15 protein-coding genes are annotated in these 18752 nt (G+C 57.9%); 9 read left to right on the top strand and 6 right to left on the bottom strand.

All coding sequences use genetic code 11. From position 1 onward, the window contains the following. Nucleotides 1–89 precede the first annotated feature (89 nt). The 3 genes from AC1RQK_RS26745 to AC1RQK_RS26755 are packed head-to-tail and all read left to right on the top strand — an operon-like array spanning nt 90 to nt 2481. Nucleotides 90–785 carry a MarR family winged helix-turn-helix transcriptional regulator gene (locus AC1RQK_RS26745; RefSeq protein ID WP_492812086.1) on the top strand — a complete coding sequence of 232 codons (696 nt, stop codon included), beginning with the start codon at nt 90–92 and terminating at the stop codon, nt 783–785. After that, entirely contained in the window at nt 782–1933 is a 1152-nt protein-coding gene (ribBA, locus tag AC1RQK_RS26750; RefSeq protein ID WP_492812088.1) for a bifunctional 3,4-dihydroxy-2-butanone-4-phosphate synthase/GTP cyclohydrolase II, read from the top strand. Before AC1RQK_RS26745 ends, ribBA begins: the two co-directional genes overlap by 4 nt. A gap of 41 nt (nt 1934–1974) precedes the next feature. Beyond that, nucleotides 1975–2481 (top strand): MarR family transcriptional regulator, encoded by a 507-nt coding sequence (locus AC1RQK_RS26755; RefSeq protein ID WP_492812090.1) that lies wholly within the window; start codon nt 1975–1977, stop codon nt 2479–2481. Nucleotides 2482–2572: 91 nt separating this feature from the next. Here AC1RQK_RS26755 and AC1RQK_RS26760 read toward each other — a convergent pair whose 3' ends face one another. Beyond that, on the bottom strand, nt 2573–3553 hold the full coding sequence (locus AC1RQK_RS26760) for a tripartite tricarboxylate transporter substrate-binding protein (RefSeq protein ID WP_492812092.1): 981 nt from the start codon (nt 3551–3553) through the stop codon (nt 2573–2575). A 377-nt stretch (nt 3554–3930) separates the two neighbouring features. Here AC1RQK_RS26760 and AC1RQK_RS26765 point away from each other — a divergent pair, with 377 nt between their 5' ends. Continuing rightward, complete coding sequence (locus AC1RQK_RS26765; RefSeq protein WP_492812094.1) at nt 3931–4548, top strand: MarR family winged helix-turn-helix transcriptional regulator; 618 nt, start codon at nt 3931–3933, stop codon at nt 4546–4548. A gap of 268 nt (nt 4549–4816) precedes the next feature. On the opposite strand, the gene AC1RQK_RS26770 is transcribed toward AC1RQK_RS26765, so the two are convergent. Then, a complete protein-coding gene (locus tag AC1RQK_RS26770) occupies nt 4817–5347 on the bottom strand; it encodes a MarR family winged helix-turn-helix transcriptional regulator (RefSeq protein ID WP_492812096.1) in 531 nt (176 codons plus the stop codon). Between the two features lie 190 nt (nt 5348–5537). Here AC1RQK_RS26770 and AC1RQK_RS26775 point away from each other — a divergent pair, with 190 nt between their 5' ends. The 3 genes from AC1RQK_RS26775 to AC1RQK_RS26785 all read left to right on the top strand — a co-directional run bounded on the left by AC1RQK_RS26775 (nt 5538) and on the right by AC1RQK_RS26785 (nt 9001). Then, complete coding sequence (locus AC1RQK_RS26775) at nt 5538–6560, top strand: Rieske 2Fe-2S domain-containing protein (protein ID WP_492812098.1); 1023 nt, start codon at nt 5538–5540, stop codon at nt 6558–6560. Between the two features lie 200 nt (nt 6561–6760). Beyond that, nucleotides 6761–7957, top strand: a complete 1197-nt coding sequence (gene fdhA / locus AC1RQK_RS26780; protein WP_492812100.1) for a formaldehyde dehydrogenase, glutathione-independent — start codon at nt 6761–6763, stop codon at nt 7955–7957. Nucleotides 7958–8053: 96 nt separating this feature from the next. After that, nucleotides 8054–9001, top strand: a complete 948-nt coding sequence (locus AC1RQK_RS26785) for a PDR/VanB family oxidoreductase (protein ID WP_492812102.1) — start codon at nt 8054–8056, stop codon at nt 8999–9001. Here the strand turns inward: AC1RQK_RS26785 and AC1RQK_RS26790 are convergent. From AC1RQK_RS26790 to AC1RQK_RS26800, 3 genes are all read right to left on the bottom strand, one after another. Beyond that, complete coding sequence (locus tag AC1RQK_RS26790; protein ID WP_492812104.1) at nt 8990–9349, bottom strand: hypothetical protein; 360 nt, start codon at nt 9347–9349, stop codon at nt 8990–8992. The two genes, AC1RQK_RS26785 and AC1RQK_RS26790, sit on opposite strands and share 12 nt — an antisense overlap. Before the next feature lie 706 nt (nt 9350–10055). Next, nucleotides 10056–10562, bottom strand: coding sequence for a hypothetical protein (locus tag AC1RQK_RS26795; RefSeq protein WP_492812106.1), 507 nt, complete (start codon nt 10560–10562; stop codon nt 10056–10058). 325 nt (nt 10563–10887) lie between these two features. Continuing rightward, nucleotides 10888–11514: a hypothetical protein gene (locus tag AC1RQK_RS26800; protein ID WP_492812108.1), complete on the bottom strand. Its 627-nt coding sequence runs from the start codon at nt 11512–11514 to the stop codon at nt 10888–10890. A gap of 4692 nt (nt 11515–16206) precedes the next feature. On the opposite strand from AC1RQK_RS26800, the gene AC1RQK_RS26805 reads away from it, so the two are divergent. Next, a complete protein-coding gene (locus AC1RQK_RS26805) occupies nt 16207–16914 on the top strand; it encodes a nucleotide-binding protein (protein ID WP_416046825.1) in 708 nt (235 codons plus the stop codon). Next, nucleotides 16914–17246 carry a hypothetical protein gene (locus AC1RQK_RS26810; RefSeq protein WP_492812110.1) on the top strand — a complete coding sequence of 111 codons (333 nt, stop codon included), beginning with the start codon at nt 16914–16916 and terminating at the stop codon, nt 17244–17246. Before AC1RQK_RS26805 ends, AC1RQK_RS26810 begins: the two co-directional genes overlap by 1 nt. 79 nt (nt 17247–17325) lie before the next feature. Here AC1RQK_RS26810 and AC1RQK_RS26815 read toward each other — a convergent pair whose 3' ends face one another. Next, the gene (locus AC1RQK_RS26815; protein WP_492812112.1) at nt 17326–18660 is read right to left on the bottom strand and encodes a replication initiation protein; all 1335 of its coding nucleotides are present in this window, start codon (nt 18658–18660) and stop codon (nt 17326–17328) included. Nucleotides 18661–18752 lie beyond the last annotated feature (92 nt).

An 18752-nucleotide genomic window follows, 5' to 3' on the forward strand; every position in this document is an offset into this window, starting at 1 on the left:
CGCAGTGGCACGGACCACCCCCTTGGCGCAGCCGCCGATGCCGAACTGCGGTACGGCCCGGCGGCACCAGCCCTCGCTTCGGAATCCGCATGCAAACAGACTTGATGACCAGCCGCCCCAAGGACACCGACAAACGCTTGGAAGACGACGTCCCGACGCAGAGGCTCGATGAATCCATCGGCTTCCTTCTGAATGAGGCAGCCCGCCTCAGTCGGCGCCTGCTCTACGGCCGCCTGGCGGCCCGGGGCGTCCGCGGGGGTAGTTGGCACCTGTTGCGCGTGTTGTGGGACGGCGACGGCTTGACGCAGCGGGAGCTGGCTGAACGGCTGGCCATGACTCAGCCGTCAACCCTGGAGATGCTGCGCACCATGGAGCGTGATGACCTGATCCGCTTTGAGCGCGACACCGTAGACAAGCGAAAGACGCGCGTCTACCTCACGACCCAAGCATGGAACCTGAAGGCACCGCTGCTGCATCTGGCCGACGAGGCCACCCGGCTAATGGCGGGACGCCTATCCCCACCCGAGGAGGTGGCGCTCAGGATGCTTCTTCGCGGCATACGCGACACCGCATCGGCAGTCTTGGATAGCGAGCCGCAAGACGAAGCCGCTACAGCCCTCACACGTGGCCGACAACGGAGAGCCACGGCGACTACCAAAGTGGGTCCCCAGGCATCCGCAGTCAAGCCGACTGCCCGACCGTTAAAAGAGGACAGCGTGAATCCGGTGCACGACACCGCCGCCGAGTCCACGATTACTTCAATCGGTACCCGCACGAAATCATGAATGCAGCTCACGATCGCCCCGTTCTTCCCGCTCAAGTCGAAACATGCATCTCCTCTGTCGAGGAGATCGTTGCGGAAATTCGTCAAGGCCGCATGGTTATTCTGGTCGATGAAGAAGACCGCGAGAACGAAGGCGACCTCATCGTTGCCGCAGATCACATCACTCCTGAAGTGATTAACTTCATGGCGCGCTACGCGCGTGGCCTGATCTGCCTGACACTCCCGCGCGAGATGTGTGAGCAGCTTCGCCTGCCCCCCATGACTCAGCGCAACGGCGCCAAACATGGCACGGCATTTACCGTATCGATCGAAGCGGCAGAGGGCGTAACCACGGGGATTTCCGCGGCTGACCGTGCGAGAACCGTTCAGGCTGCGGTAGCCAGAGGCGCCCTGGCCGAGCACTTGGTCCAACCAGGTCATATCTTTCCTCTGCAGGCCGTCGATGGCGGCGTCCTTATTCGCGCGGGTCACACAGAAGCAGGTTGTGACCTGGCCCGCTTGGCTGGCTGCAGCCCGACCTCGGTGATTTGCGAGGTGATGAACGAAGATGGATCCATGGCGCGATTGCCCGATCTGCGACTATTCGCGGCGCAACATGGGTTGAAGATTGGCACGATTTCTGACCTCATTGAATATCGCAGCCGCAGTGAATCGATGATTGAGCACATAAGCACTCGCGCGCTGGAAACGCATTGGGGTCATTTTGTTGCGCATGTTTATCAAGACCGTCCCGGTCATCATTTGCATCTTGCACTTGTGCATGGACAATGGGCCGAAGACGATCTGGTACCGGTCCGCGTACACGAACCTCTGTCTGTACTTGATGTACTGGAAATTAATCGGAGCATACACTCGTGGAGTTTGGATTCGAGCTTGGCTCACATTGTTCAGGAGGGCCAAGGCGTTGCCATATTGCTCAATTGCGGAGAAAGCGCCGAACAACTGCTTGCCCAGGTCGCCAGGACATCACAGACCGCGCATGCCCCCATCCGGGGCGCCATGGATTTACGGACCTACGGCACGGGAGCACAGATCTTGCGCGAATGTGGAGTGCGTCGGATGAAGCTATTGGGAACGCCACGCCGCATGCCCAGCATGGCGGGTTACGGGCTTGAGGTCGCCAGCTACGTCGAGCCTCATACCAGCTGAAATGCATCACGATCAATACTATTTCCCATCGTGGATATCTCATGTCCCGAAATAAAAATCAATCGCCATCCACAGCATTTCTGACAAATAGCGACAGCCCTGAGGAAATCTTCTTCTCATTGCCATCCTCATTGTTGCGCGGGCGCGAAGCAGTATTGAGTCGCCTTCGCACCATCCTGCGCGAACACGACATCACGGAGCAACAATGGCGCATACTTCTAGCGCTCTCCTCATCCCATTCCTCGATCAGGCCTAGCGATCTTTCCCAGATAACTTTGTTAAGCACGTCGAACCTTTCGCGACGGCTAAAGACGCTGGAATCCCGGCTTTTAATAGATCGTGCAGCAGATGAAAAAGATCTCCGTGCAAAACAAATTCATATTACGCCTATGGGGCGAGCGCTAGTCGAAAAAATCACTCCGCTTTGGAAGGAAAACAATAGAAATATAGAGTCATCCCTCGGAAAGGAAGATGCTCATTCGCTTTATAACCTGCTTGAGGATCTCGCAAAGAAACTAGGCTCGTCGACTACTATTGAAGTCGAGTAGCTTATTTTTCTGGCTCCGCACGCCGCCCGGCCGGCAGGAGACGATGCGCCATCCCTGAGTGCCGGCCAGTGCGGTTATGAAGTGCACGGCCTCAGCTCTCCTGGACGAAGCCAGAGGTCTTAATGATTTCTCCCCAGCGCGCCGAGTCGGCCCGGGCAAGTTGATCTAGTTCCTGCGGCGTCGAAGCAACGGCCTCGAAACCCTGCTTCGCAATCGCCTCGGCGAAAGCAGGCGTCTTGACGGCGGCCTGAACCAGCGCAACCAGGCGCTCAAGCACCTTCGCTTCGGGCTTGCCCCCAATATAGATGCCATGCCATTCGCGCATCCCGAGCCCGCGCACACCTTGCTCCTCGAAGGTAGGCACGGACGGGAAGAAGCGGGAGCGCCCGACACCTGTACTGGCGAGGACGCGCAGCCTGCCATCGGCGGCTTGTGCCATCAGCGCGGGTAGCGAGCCGGCGCCCGCCGCAATTTGTCCCCCCAGGATGTCGACGATCATTGGGCCAGCGCCCCGGTAGGGGACATGCACCATGTTCAGGTTTCGGCTTTGGCTGTAGGCATGAGCCATGAAGTGCAAGCCCGAGCCGGTGGCTGGAGAGCCGTAGCCCACCGCCTGGCGCTGCTGACGGACCCAGGCCGTGAAATGGGAAAGGGTCTTCACTGACTCCGGCACCGCCGGCCCGACAGCGAAGCCGAGTTCGTAGCGGGCCACCAGGCTAACGGGCTGAAGGTCCTTGAAAGGCGAGAAGCCGAGTTTGCGGAAAGTGTGCGGATTCACGGTCAGGACGCCGCTTGGATTCGAGATCAGCGTCGTGCCGTCGGGTGCCGCGGCCAGCGCGGCGCTCACTGCGATGTTGCCGGAGGCTCCCGTGCGATTGTCGACGATGATAGCGGCAGCGAGCTTGCCGGTCAGTTCGTTAGCGAGACGCCGGGCCACGAGATCGATGCCCGACCCTGGCGAGAACCCAACAATGATGCGCGCATTCGCGGGGAGCGACTGGGCCGATGCGTGCTTCGTCAGCAAGCTGGCGATCGCGCCCAGCATCAGTTCGCGACGGGTGATATGCGCCATGTTGTGCTCCTATGTGACTGTTCTGTTGACGCAAGGCGTGGGATGGCGAGTTCAGATTTCGGCGGTAGCGCGCAGCTCCCGGACGATTCTTCCCCATCGCTGGGATTCCCGTTGAACCGGTTCGGGCGGTTGGCGCAGACTAATCCATCCCGTCTCCAACACGTTGTCCTTGGCCGCCCCGGCCAAGTTCCTCCGACCAGCTATCGAACCCTTGGATTGGAACTCAATTTTAATTTGGTTCCTATAAGTGTTTTCTCGAGGTATAAGACTGTTACTCTTGGACAGTCCTGTGGAATAAAATTGGTTCCTATTCGACAGCGCTTGCCCGCGAGCGTAGAGCTGGTATTTCTGGAAATTCACACTGCTGGAACGAGCCGATGACCCGCAACCCACGAACGCCTCCCATGCACGCGGAGGATGACGTCCCGAGCCAGAGTCTGGATGAGTCAATCGGATTCCTGTTGAACGAAACGTCCCGACTGAGCCGGCGATTGCTTTACGGCCGCCTGGCAAGCCGAGGCATCCGTGGCGGCAGCTGGTACGTGCTTCGTGTGCTGTGGGAAGGCGATGGCGTGACCCAGCGCGAACTGGCCGAACGTTTGGGCATGACCCAGCCGTCGACGCTGGAAATGCTACGGACCATGGAGCGCGATGATCTGATCAGGTTCGAGCGTGATACGCTCGACAAGCGAAAAACGCGCGTCTACCTGACCACTCGGGCATGGGACCTGAAAGTACCGCTCCTGCATCTGGCCGAAGAAGCCACCCAGGCCGTCGTGCAGGGGCTTTCCCAGCCCGAGCAAGTCGCCCTCAGAATACTGTTGCGAAACGTGCGCGACACCACTGCGCAAGCGCTTGCAAACGAGCCCCTGGATGGCAGTGGAGCCTCGGCACCTGCGCTCGATCTACGGCGCGAAACAGCGGCGGCGACAGGCACCCCTGCGAGGGCGCCCAGCCCAGGCAAGGGTAAGGGCCGCGGACGAACCGCCGCCTGACGCACGTAAATCCGCAGATAGACACAACCATACCCAGAACTGGAAACCGAACGGTGCACCCGCGAGCGCTGCGCATGCACCTGCCCTTGGAGCGAAATCCTGTTCCCGGGGACCGCAACCACATCAGCAGGCTGGCGTACCTGCACCATATCCCACCCCACCCCACCCGGCCTACGCTGTCTGGAGTAGGCCACGAGTGCGTTGCCCCTGCCACCCCTTGGCGGCGATACGGCCATCAAGCTCAATCCTGCTGCCAAGAACATGACAGTCAGCGATCGGATTCCCCAGGGCCGCGGCGAAGCGGCGCTCTGCTCTTCTCGTTGTTCAGTCGGACAAATTTCGAGAGGAGCGCAAGAAACGTGGCCTGCTCGTCTTTCGTCAGAGGCTCGAGCAGCCGGTGACGCAATTCGTGCACGGACGGCACAAGCTCTTCCAAAAGCTCGGCGCCAGCACGAGTGAGCCGCAGCAGGCGATAGCGCTTGTTTTCCGGCGGCACGAAGCGCTCGATCAGTCCTCGCTCTTCCAGGCGGACAGCAAGCGAGGCGGTCGTAGAGTTATCTAGCGCACACAGCTTCGCCAATGTCACCTGATCAATATCGGGATGATCCTGGAGGATACGCAAGGCACCATATTGAATCGCCGTGACCTCTTGCCCTATCACGGCATGGAACATCGAGACGGAGATCTGATGAGCACGACGAATCAGATGGCCTGGCTGGTCATAGAGATCTGTCGACAACTCCTCTTCGGGTCCGCTCGGTTTTGTGGTGCGACTGGATGATGCTGTCTGGCGACTCATGTCCTTCCTTCGAAATTTGGGTACTAGGGATTAATCCCTAGTACCTGTGCAGCAAAAAGATCTTTCTTGCACGGGTGACGATGAGTATACTGAACGTCAGATTAAGTACACTGAACGTTGACTGAAGAGCGTCGCCTTTCGACAGGTAGAGGGGCGAGCCATAGGTGACGCACCCTCACAAGGAGACAGCATGTTTGCACTCAACCAGTGGTATGCCGGCGGTTTCTCATCAGAACTGACTGATAAGCCGCTTGCACGCACCCTGCTCAATCGGCACCTGGTGTTGTTTCGAGGCACCGACGGCGTCGCAGGCGCACTTGAAGATCGCTGCTGCCATCGGTCCCTGCCGCTGTCATGCGGCACTGTGGAAGAACGAGGTATCCGCTGTGGGTATCACGGCCTGCTGTTCTCGCCGCAAGGTAAATGCCTCGAAATTCCGGGGCAGGATCGCATTCCCGAGAAGGCTCGCGTTGCGAGCTTTCCCGTGGTGGAAAGGGATCAGATCTTGTGGATATGGTTCGGTGCCCATCCCGAGAGCGAACCCGACATCGAGCCCCCCGCCTATCGCTGGCATAACGACGAGCGCTACGAGTTCCGAGGCGGCGTGGTTCACTATGATGCGCCGTACCAACTCATCCACGACAACCTGCTGGATCTGAGCCATCTTGGCTACGTTCACCTGCGAACGATTGGTGGCAACCCCTCCGTGCATATGAATGCCGAGATGAAGGTTGAAAGCAAGGGAAACGCGGTACGGATCGTACGGCACATGATGAACTCTCAAGCGCCGAAGACCTATGTGGATGCCTGGGGCTTTCGCGATCGGATCGACCGATGGCAGGAGATTGAGTTCGACGTCAATCACATTCGAATCTGGACCGGGGCCGTTGATGCTGGCGCCGAGTCACTTGAAAACCAGGATCGTGGCGGCTTCCACATGCGTGGTCTTCATTGCATTACGCCAGAGACGGATAAGACAGCGCACTATTTCTGGACCATTGCAACCAACCGGCCGTCGTCCGGCAGCAGCAATCTGGATGTCGTCTATGAGCAGACAGCGTTGACCTTCGAGGAGGACAAGATCGTAATCGAAGCACAACACCGGAACATGTGTCGCTTCGGACCCCAACCACAGGTCGACATTCACGTCGACACGGGTGCGAACCGTGCACGCCGCATTATCGCAGCGTTGACCGCAAAGCAGGCAAGCTAATCCGACCTCACGGACACCGTACAAGTTCGATACGAAAGGACAGCGCGAAGCGCCCGCTCGTCCAGCGATGACGTAAATCACCAAAGGAGGTCGTATCGACGCCAGCAAGTCGAGGCTTCCACACGTCCGCGGCGAAATATCTGCAGCCCGCAGGATAGGTGCTTGCGCGCATTGTCCTCACTCATATAGCGGAGATAGAGATGTCAGGTAACCGAGGTGTTGTGTATATCGCCCCAGGCAAGGTCGAGGTCCAGTCGATTGCCTTTCCAGAATTGACCGAACCGAGCGGCCGTAAGGCAAACCACGGGGTAGTGCTCCGTGTGGTGTCGACCAATATTTGCGGATCGGACCAGCATATGGTGCGTGGCCGCACGACGGCTCCTGCTGGCCTGGTGCTAGGCCACGAAATCACCGGGGAAGTGGTCGAGGTAGGCTCAGATGTCACGACGCTGCAGAAAGGAGACATCGTATCCGTACCATTCAATGTCGCATGTGGACGCTGTCCGATGTGCAAGGAGATGAACACCGGCGTTTGCCTGAGCGTCAACCTTGCACGGCCAGGTGGTGCATATGGGTATGTCGACATGGGGGGCTGGATCGGCGGACAGGCCGAGTATGTGATGGTGCCCTATGCGGACTTCAATTTGCTCAAGTTCCCCGACCGCGAGCAGGCCATGGAGAAGATTCGTGACCTGACGTGCCTGTCGGACATCCTGCCAACCGGCTACCACGGTGCTGTGACCGCAGGCGTGCGTCCCGGCTCGACGGTTTACGTCGCCGGCGCCGGTCCGGTTGGTTTGGCGGCGGCTGCGTCGGCTCGCCTTCTCGGCGCGGCTGTCACGATCGTCGGCGACGTCAACAAGATCCGGCTGGCACACGCACGCAACGTTGGCTTTCACACGGTCGACCTTTCCGAAGACGCGTCACTCGCCGACCAAATTGCGGCCATCCTGGGTGAGCCGCAGGTAGATTGTGCGATCGACTGTGTCGGCTTCGAAGCGCGCGGCCACGGACATAGCGGTTCGCATCAAGAAGCTCCCGCAACTGTCCTCAACTCACTAATGGAAGTTACGCGGGCAGCCGGCAAGATCGGTATTCCTGGCTTGTACGTGACGGAAGATCCCGGTGCAGCCGATGCCGCGGCGCAGCGCGGAAGCCTGTCTGTCCGATTTGGCCTCGGTTGGGCAAAGTCGCACAGCTTCTTCACAGGGCAAACGCCGGTCATGAAATACAACCGAAACCTGATGCAGGCCATTCTCTGGGACCGGATCAAGATCGCGGACATCGTCAACGTGCAGGTAATCACGCTTGACGAAGCGCCTCAAGGCTATCTGGAGTTTGATTCCGGCGTGCCGAAGAAGTTTGTCATCGACCCGCATGGACTGCTCGCTAGCTAACAAAAACCCAAGGTGCCACGCGCCTAGGCGCGTGGCGCGGAGAACCCTTGATCGCGTGATCGAAGCAGAACGTGTCACGAAAATTGGCAGCCAATCATGAAAGTGAAGATATTGAAGAAGGTCGAAACGGCTACGGATATTTTCTCCTTCGAGCTCGTGGACCCCACCGGAAAACCCTTACCCGGATTCTCCGCGGGATCGCATATCGACGTCCACGTCGGCAATGGGTTGGTACGGCAGTACTCCCTGAGTAACGATCCGAACGATACGCATCGCTACGTCCTTGGCGTGCTGCGCGACCCAAATTCCCGCGGGGGGTCAATCGCCATGCATGCCCAGGACGAAGGGGCGGAAATTGAGATCAGCCACCCCAGAAATCACTTTCCGCTCGCCAATGAAGCCAAACACTCGATTCTGCTCGCCGGCGGGATTGGCGTGACGCCGATACTCTGCATGGCCGAGCGATTGGCCCATCTCGATGCATCGTTCGAATTTCACTATTGCACACGCGCACCGGAAAGAACTGCCTTCCGCGAACAATTGAGCCGGCCTGGGATGAAGGAGCACGTGCGAATCTACTTCGATACGGCGCCCCCCGAAGAGCGTCTCGATCTGCAAGTGATTCTCGCGGGCCCCGATGTGGACAAACATGTCTATGTCTGCGGCCCCTCAGGCTTTGTTGACGCAGTGCTGTCCCGTGCGCGAAGCGCGGGCTGGCCAGAATCCAACCTCCATCGCGAGTACTTCAGCGCTCAGCAAGCGTCCGTCGCAGGGAATAGCGCGTTTCAGGTGAGGCTGGCTAGCTCCGGAAGAGTCATAGATGTTAGGGCTGAGCAAACCGTGGTGGAGGCGCTCAGTACGTTCGGTATCGAGATCGAGACCTCGTGCGAGCAAGGCATATGCGGCACGTGCCTAACTCGCGTACTGGAAGGCGATCCCGATCACCGCGACGCTTACCTAACCGATGAGGAGCGCGCCGCAAATGACCAGTTCCTGCCATGCTGCTCACGCTCTAGAACCCCGATCCTGACGCTAGATCTTTAGGGATGGGGCCCTGGCGGAGATAGCGGAATTGATTCCGAAGCACTTCGTAGTCGTGACGTGCAGTAACAATACGATTTTTGCGTAGTGGATGCCTTGACGAGGCTTGCGGCTTTTCTGGTCGACGCGCCCTACTTTTTCCGCCAGCGTTGTGATGATGTCGCGCGGATGGCCTTTCTGTTCGACAACGCCGAAGCCGCTAAGCCAGCACTGCTGTCGGTGAATGCAGCGGCTTGCACCAAAGGGTCGGCACGGCGGCAGCCGCATCAATGCATCGCCGCAAGCAGCCGGGCAGCCGGGCAGCCGGGCAGCCGCGTGGGCCTGCGTTGGCGGTACCTCGAGGATTGGCATACCTGGATCGAAGGCCCGGGTAGGGCCGCGGAGCCTGCATCATTCGCGCCGCCAACGGAGCTGTAGCCGAGTCAAGGGCTCTCACGAAGCAGATCGCACGACTCGGCTTTTGTCATCGCGCCAGACGTCGTGTCGCGCAGGACCACCGCCCTGCCCTTTCACTGCCCCGGCAGCCTAGCACTCCGCGCGAATGGCGTGTGAGCGCGTCGCGGTCATTCACTGCTACCTGTTCTGGCTCAGGACCGATCTCCGGCTCCGGCATTGGCTCGGGCACACAAGTCTCGGCAGAACCATCGCTACAGCTACAGTCACAGCTGCAGTCGCATCGTCTGCCGTGAAGGAGAGCGTGCAAAAATTGGGGAGCCGATTTCGTTAGGCGCGCTGGCGTGCGGCGAGGATGTCACGCTTAATTCTGTTCGTTGGCCGATGCGGGTCTGGCGATGTATGTCGACGCATTGACTGTGACGGGAGGCGGCGACCTCGAGTGCGGAGATGCAGTCGGATAAGAGTTCCCCGTTCAAAACCGCGACCCTCACCCGCACCATGCAGTGCCTTGATCCGGTCCACCGCCTTGCTGCCCTTGCCATGCCAGACCGACCACTGGCGTAGGTGATTTCGGTCTCCACCGGCGCCCGTTCCAGCGAGGCGATCCTCTTGCAGCGAACACAGAACGCTGCGCCGCCTTGAACTTAATCGCGATGTGGAATCAATCGAGGACCCGGCCACGAGCCAGCTGACTGCCTTGGGCGGTCTTCCCAAATTCGCCAGCGTCGTCGCTGATGACGGTCACGCGTTCATCGGTCGCCACACCGTTTCGACTGAGGAACTGATCGAGTCGCGCTGCAGCCGGGGGATTTCCCGGTGCACATAGGCATACAACCTTGGGGGACTGTTGTTGAATGTCGCTCGCCCGGCGACAATGTTGACGTGGCGGCCAAGGCCTCTCACGGAGTCGCAATGGCACAGCCACGACGTGGCTGGATTCGCGAACCTGGACTTCTGCAACGGCTTGGGGCAGCTTCGCGATGTCACGCTCAATGTCAGCGTCGAGTCGATTTCCAAGAGCGCGAATCCGACCTTGGGTGCCGCTGAGCGAAATGCCCTTGTCCAGCGGCAGCACTTCCTTGAGCATGACCGTGGCCTGGCGGTACGGCAGATGGGCCTGGAGGTATTGCAGCTCCGGCGTGGCGCGGTTAGTCAGAGCTTTGGCCAAGGGGTGCACCACACGCCGCGGCATCCGCGCAGTCCGCTAGCAGGCATACGACCACAGCCGCGGACCGTTCACCTTCACCGTACAAGAGGCGCAGCTCCGTGGAGCGACGGTCCTTGTGGCTCAAGGCCACGCCCCAGCGCCGACAATGGGTCTGGCCCGAGAGCCACCACTCCACCTGTTTCGAAACCAGCTCGGCCTGTACCTTGGCCAGCAGCGACCGCCCCTCCGCGAGGGTCAGGCCCAGTTGCGCAAGACTACAGTCACGGCTCGCAACCACGGCCAGAACTCCGTCAGCGTCATGGACCGTGTCGCTGCGCTCGTCGGCCTACCTGGCCTCGATGATCAACCGCATGGTTTGCTCCCACGTGGCGAACGCACGCTTGCCCTGCTCAAGGGTCAGTTTCTGTCGCGCCATGCTGTTGAACAGATTGACCGTGAAGGCGACAAATTCGTCGCCAAGCAGGGGAAACGGTTCGAGGGGTGCCCAATTGAAGAATGGCTCTGATACCCGGGCAAACATCCCGCGCAATGTCGTTTCCGAGCTGCCCGCGAAGATGACCTTGATACGGTCCTTGCGAATATCGAGCGCCGCGCGCAGTGCATGGGCAAAATCACTGTGGTCCGCACCCGCCGGGACCTGAGCTTCGTCGATGACCAGCAGAAGCGGCTTCTTTTTGCGGTCGAGCTGCTTGAGTACATCGTGCAGGGCCGCGGTTCTATCCATTCCCGCCTTACCCAGCTCAGCCTCCAATGAGCCCTCTACGCCGCCTGGAATCTTCGCGGTGGCTTTCACCTTCTTGAGCGGTGCGCGAAGCTTTAACAGTACTGCCGCGGCCCCTTTGGGCTCAAGGGCTTCGGTGAGCGCTGCGACGAGCGCGGCCTCCTGCGAATTACGGTTGTCCCAGAGGTTCGTGTACGCCGTCAGATAGCCGCGCTCCACGGCCGCAGGCATCAGGTCTCGACGTCTTGCCCATCCGCCGGCGCGCGAACAGCCCGCGGGCTGCAGAGAGCTTCAAATCGAACGCATGCAGATACGCGCTGGCCAGCTCCGGCCGCGCAAAGTGCCAAGGGTCCACCACAGTTGCATCATCTATTCTCATGGATTGTGAGAATTCTCAAAAATTGTGAGAAGCCTTGATACAAGTCGTCCCGCCTCTCGTAAAGGGAGCTATCAGGTACAAAGTTGACCTCTTCCAGCAATGCTGGAGGGGAGGCTTAGGCCATCTTGAGGTAGCGCATCGCCGCGAGTAGCCACGCAGCAGCGTTGGCCTGCGCTGGCGTGCATCGCTGCAAGCAGCTAGGCAGCATTTGCCTGCGCTCGTGCCACCTTGACGATCGGCAGGTCTGGTTCAAAAACCCGAGTAGTGCTGTGGATCCACCGCCGTTGGCGACGTGGAAGGCTCGCCGACAATCGGCGCAGCAGTAGCCGAGTCAGCCGCTCGCAGTTGCGAAGCAGATCATACGATTCAGCTTCTGTCACCGCGCTAGACGTCGTGCCGTGCCGGACTACCGCCCTGCCCGGCCCTGACCGCAGCCAATGGGTTGCGCCGGCAGCCACTGCAATCGTCGCCTAAAGCATATGAGCGCGTCGCGGTCAATTACCGCCACCTGCTCGGACGCAGGGGCTACTTCCTGTGCCGGAAGGCGCGGCACTCTGAGTATTGGCAGTACCGTCGCTACACCCGCAACCGCACTGTCTGCTGCGCCGCCACATAGCCGGACTTCCGGACGGCTCGCTCGCAGTGCGCTGGCTCGAGCACCAACCCGGTTGAGTCCCACCGCGGTCCGTTCAGCAACGTCCACTCCACAGCGCGGGTAAAGTAGTCCATTGGGATCTCCACTGGCCCTGCCAGTCGCGCGGCGCATGCGCGCTCACGAACCCGTTCCATAGCGCCGCCGATGATTGCTCGATCCGTAGTCCGGCAGCGCACGGGTCGGATAGAGGAATGCTGTGAAGCTGTCGCCCGTGTCCTCCGGATAGCGGCTCAGGTCATAGCTGGCCAGGCACTTCTCCCTACGCCTCCGTATCCAGTGCGACTCCGTTATCACAATGGAAACCCCGGGCAAGACGTACAGTTATCGGCATAGCATTTCGCTCGTCATTTCTGAACGGATGATTGGCGCACTAGATAGTAAATATTGAAAATCAAAGACTTACACTCGTGGGACAGTGCCAGCGGACTTGCGTCGATCGCCCCCTCGCGCTGCGGGGTGTACCTCCTGATGCCGGCTCCGCGGGACTTCTGGTTGCGTGTTGATCTGCCACTCCCCTTGCTTGATTCGGCTACGTTGGGGAGACCTCTGTCTTCTTCAGACTGTCGCCAGACATCGAACCGCCAGAAGGGGGACGCGGCAAGGCTTCTTCGCCAGCGATCTCGAATGGCGATCTGTCTGCTGGGATTGCTTCGCCGCAGGCGATACATGGTGCTTCCGAGTGGATTGGACTGGACAGCCAAACACAGCAGCATTTGCAGCGACCCGTTATGTGGATCTCCGGGAGGGTGATAGTCTATAGCTATAGATCGGAGTCCCCCCATTTTAAGTTGCACCGAAATACAACTTTCCAAATGGTTGCTGCTGATTGTGAGTCTCCCAACGCACTCAGTCCACGGCTACGTGCCGGGGCTCTGTCTAAAGGACAGCCCTCCCCGGCGTCCATATTTGACAAGCTAAGACCACGATCGCAGTCCCGCGAGGCCAATTTCCATACCGCCCCGAAGGGTGCGCTTATGAGGTGCATATTGTCCCGCACGGAGGTCGCGCTAGGTCTACTCATCTGATTCCGGCGCGAAGCTATCTAGTAGCTATCTAGTACTTCGATTGCGCATTTTCCCGCTGTAGCGCTCCATTTCGCTAGGGAACAAATGCCCCTGCCAACTAGCGAGAAGGACGCGAGCTACTCTTCTCACCCACAAGGATAGCTATCTGGTAGCCATCTACGGCGGACGCTCCCAGGATCCGAGATCAACTGGTGGCTACTACCGACGGATAGATAAGTAACTAGTCCTATTACCTGTCTCTCAAACACCCACGTACTTCCCGCTGGACCGCGTTGGAGTATCAACTGGCAATGCATATTCGCGGATACCTGGTAGCTATCCAGTAACATCCCTCCCTGCAACGCGAACGCGCTCCAATACGCTTAGCTGATAGCTATCTGATATCCGTCCGAGATGTACTTCGGCCGCCCTCTCATTAAGGCAAGTGTTCGAATGCAGAAACTAGGAAGTCTACGATCCCACGCCATAGCGCGTCGGACTTATTGATAGCTACCAGGTAACACTGTGGTACCCACTAGCTATCATATCAACGGGCCGATGCCCCGCTTTAGCATTGGCAATCTCCAGAGTAGCTCGCCGGGGAGCCCATTCAAAGATACCTATCAGGTATCTTTGAGGTACCTCCAGACCCGTCGACCGTTCGGTAATGCGTTGGATGATGCAGCTAGCTACCAGCTACCTATATAGATATTCCAACCTGCTGCTACGGGAAGGATTTGGAGTCTCTACACGCCCGCGCCGAAGCGAGTTGGATATATTAGTAGCTACTAAGTAGCAGCGTTGGTTTTCGCCGTGGTAGCTACCAGCTATCCATCGACGGTCGGTGCGTCGTTTCGGCGCCGGGCAGATCCTGCTGTGCTCGTCATTTTGCCTTTCCAAAGATATCTCTTCGGTATCTATCAGGTATCTTTATCCCAGTTGCCCTGGTGGTCTATGTCGACCATTTCGTTGCGCTAGTAGCTACCTAATCGCTACCTAATAGCTCTTGCCGCCAAGCGGCGATCGAACATCGCTGCATCTCGCGCCAGAAGCTATCGGTTAGCTACCAGCTAGCTTAAATCGATGTTCTACTCTAATGCTGCAGAGATTTGGAAGTCTTCGACCCCGCGGCATAGCGAGTCGGATTTACTGGTAGCTACCAAGTAGCTGCACGGGCGGTTGCGGCACCGAATGAATCCTGCTGTGCTCGTCGTTGTACCCACTAAACAATAGCTTGTAGGTATCTATCAGGTATCTTGATCCCAGTTGCCATGTCGGTACCATGTCAAACATTTCGTTGCGCTAGTAGCTACCTAGTAGCTATTGTCGCCAGGTGGCAATCGAACGTCGCTGCATCTCGCACCAGAAACTATTGGTTGGCTACCAGCTGGCTTGAATCGGTGTCCCACTCTGTCGCTGCAGAGATTGGGAAGTCTACGACCCCGCGGCATGGCGAGTCGGATTTATTGGTAGCTACCAAGTAGCTGCACGGACGGTTTCGGCACGGAGTGAATCCTGCTGTGCTCGTCGTTGCGCTCACTCAAAGATATCTCACAGGTATCTATCAGGTATCTTGATCCCAGTTGCCCTGGTGGTCTATGTCGACCGTTTCGTTGCGCTAGTAGCTATTGCTGCCAGGTGGCGATCAAGCATCGCTGCATCTCGCATCGGAAGCTATTGGTTAGCTACCAGCTAGCTTGAATCGGTGTTCCACTCTGTCGCTGCAGAGATTGGGAAGTCTACGACGCCGCGGCATGGCAAGTCGGATTTATAGGTAGCTACCAAGTAGCTGCACCGACTGCTTCGGCACTGGAGGAATCCTGCTGTGCTCGTCGTTGCGCTCACTAAAAGATATCTCACAGGTATCTATTAGGTATCTATCAGGTATCTTGATCCCAGTTGCCCTGTCGGTACTATGTCGACCATTTCGTGGCGCTTGTAGCTATTTCAAGCATCGCTGCATCTCGCATCGGAAGCTATTGGTTAGCTACCAGCTAGCTTGAATCGGTGTTCCGCTCTGTCGCTGCAGAGATTTGGAAGTCTACGACCCCGCGGCATAGCGAGTCGGATTTACTGGTAGCTACCGAGTAGCTGCGCCGGCTGATTCGTGTCGGAGTGATCCCGCTGTACTCGTCGTTGTGCCCATTCAAGACTAGCTTTTGGATATCTATCGGGTATCTAGATATCAGTTAGCTATCCGGTACTGTCTCGGCTATTGCATTACGCTAGTAGCTACTGCTATCCGGTACTTATCGGACATCGTTACATCTCTATCCGATAGCTACCAGATACCTTATGCAGCCGACTACTGTGTCCGGGTGCCGGTACTGGGCGAATCGGGGAAAGCAACATCGTCTTGGTCCGCAGGCAAATCCCGGAATGTACTGCAGGAGCAACGTCGCCAGTACTGCCAGGCCCAACGTCCTCTGAAGCGTCTACCGGCGGAAGTGCCTGCTCGAGGCGGCTTAGTCTGGCACTCGATATCTACTCGCTATCGAGTGCCATCGCCACCGGAAAGCCGGAGCTATTGTTCTAGCGAGTTAGCTGGTAGCGAGCTGACAGGTCGCCTAGATGCACTTCGACGATTGGTAGCCAGATAGATACCAATGTGGTAGCTATCTGGCTACATTCATCTCAGGGGTACTCTTGTATTCCCAAGGGGTCCTGCTTATTTGGCCGCTATCCGTTAGGTACTTTTAAGATATCTATAAGCTAGCTGGTAGATACCTAACATCCGAGTGGTCTAGTCAGCCAAGGATACCAATCGGGTATCACAGTAGCTACCTAGTAGCCATTGATATCTAGTAGCTATCCGCTATACTCCTGTAACTAGTTAGCCACGCCACCGGTTAGCAACCAGATAGCTACTTGCAAAAGGAAACTCGATGCCGACAATCGTGTTCGTAAGCCCGAAGGGCGGAGCAGGGAAAACGACATCATCCCTAGTCTTAGCCACCCAAATCGCAGAGCGCGGCAAGAGCGTCACCGTCATTGACGCCGACCCGAATCACCCCGTGAAGACCTGGGCTGCTGAGGGTGCGGCTCCAAAGTCTATGGCGGTGATCTCGGATGTCACTGAGGAGGACATTGCCGACAGGATTGATGCGGCAGCGAAGGAGTCCGCATTCGTGATCGTCGACTTGGAGGGAACGGCTGCGACAATCGTCGCGCACGCAATCAGCGAAGCAGACTTTGTCGTAGTGCCCACTCAAGGGTCGCAACTCGACGCGGAGCAGGCTGGCAGAGCGTTCCGCCTCATCCGTGCACACGAGAGAGGTATCCAAAAACACAAGCCTGACTACAAGCTTCCCTATGCTGTCCTGTTCACTAGAACATCCGTAGCAATCCAGAGCCGAGAAACAACACACATCCGGCGCTCCTTTGCTAATGCAGGTATTCCCGTGTTCAAGACAGAGCTGAATGAACGTGCAGCTTTCAAGGCAATGTTCGCCTACCGACAGTCGCTCTCGGGGCTTAGCCGCTCCGAGGTGTCAAATGTCGACAAGGCAATTGAGAACGCGGAGTTGTTCGCAGGTGAGGTCCTTCAGTTCCTGCGCAAGGGCCACATGGAAGAGAAGAAGGAGACCGCATAATGAGCAGAGCGAATCCACTTGACGCCGCGCTTGATGATTTCGAGCCGCGGCCGCGAGAAGACAAGCCACGGCCCGATCGGCAGGCCATTGAGCAAGTCGCAAAGGAGAACGGCTTCGTGAGTCGCGATGCCCGCAAACTGGAGACGGCGGCGACCGCCGCACCTCCACGACGCCAGCGTCGATTCACAACTGGTCGTAATCAGCAGATCAATATCAAGGCAACCCCCGATACGATTGCGCGCTTCAATGCTCTGGCCGAAGCATTGAATATCCCGTCCGGTGCGTTGCTCGAGCGCGCCGTGGAAGCGATGGAAGACAAATATAAGCGCTGATCGCTATCTGGTAGCTATCAGCTAATCCGCGCCATTAGAATAAGGGGGCTAGCCCCCTTATTCTGTGAGAGTGCCGCAATCACTGCGGCACTACAGGTTGTCCTCGCGTTCTGCTCATGAAGAGGCCCAATTCCGTCTTCAGGGCCTTCCGCCCAAGGATGGCTGCCTCATCTGGCTCAGACTTAATCTTTGCGCGCCGTGTGGCCATCTTGAAGGTAGTCTCGCGATATAGCGAGGCAAGTACATCGTCTCGTGCCGCCTTGTCCAACGCCTGAAATGCCGCCAGGCCTGCATCAACGTCCCGCTCAAGTGAACTGGCGAACTCGAGTTCGGCAGGGGCGATCTGGATCGGCTGACCGGGTTCGACCTTTTTACCAGCAGCAATCTCTCGTTCGATTTCGCTAAGCTCCCAGCCTTCCTTGATCGCTCGCATTAGGTAAGCGCCGGGAGACTTCACTCCGCCGACGCGCACACGATGCTTCACCAACTCGATAGCCTTACGAATGCGTTCGTCCGTATTCACTTCGCGGTTGCCAATGATTTCGTTGAGTTGCCGCTTGCTAAGGCCGAAACCCTTAACCAGGGTCTCATAGAGATCCTTCAGTTCGTGAGGATGAGCGAAGTCCAGGACCAACTTGCCCTTTGCGTTATCGCGCAGCTTGAAGCGCAGAGCCGCTACGCGACGCGATCCAGGCGTGGTCTTCGTCTCGAATTCAACATACAGGTCGGTCAATTCGTTGATCTGTTCCGTGCTTTTATCAAGCACGAGACGCTTGAACTGCTTGTACTCGGTCAGCGACTTAACCGAGTCAGCATTGACCCATTTTCGGACCACATCAAGCGGAATCCATTCAGTCGTCCCCATGAAGCGGAGCGAGCTCAACCTCTCGTACAGAATGTAGGCATAGTTGCTCAATGCAGCCGACATGCGCAACGATAGATAGGTGTACCGCTGTGGATCCTTGAGTTGCCGCCTGATCATCTCGTCGACCTTGAACACCACGCGGCCGCCGGAGATACCAACAGATCCGAGCAGTGGCACGGAGGCCCACTGCGGATCACCATCGGTATCGTCGACAGATACCTGCACCGACGCACTTTGGCATTCGCGCAATGCCTTCTTTAGGTGGGCTAGATTGTTAGATGTCTCGAACTTGGCAAGCCATTTGAAATAGCCCAGTTCAATATCGTAGTGTGATAGGTCGGGATTCTCGGAGACGGTCAACCAGAGAGCATTGATAGCACGGCGGGCGAGGAGCGTCAGCGGGGAAACATCGATCAATACGTTCGTTTTCCGATAGCCTATCTCGCGGCTCGACTCAGTGATCGGCGTTGCCGCACCCATTTCCCCACGCACTGCGTTGAAAATGTCGAAGCCCAGTTGTTCCTGGAGATTACGTGGGACGTCAGCCATAGGGGAGGGGGTGCACTAGCGGTAGTGCCGGTAATATCTATCTAAAGGTGCAACGAGTCAAGTATACGATTGCACCTTGATGCGGAGGCGAC

This window comes from Cupriavidus sp. GW822-FHT02D05 (assembly GCF_058802485.1).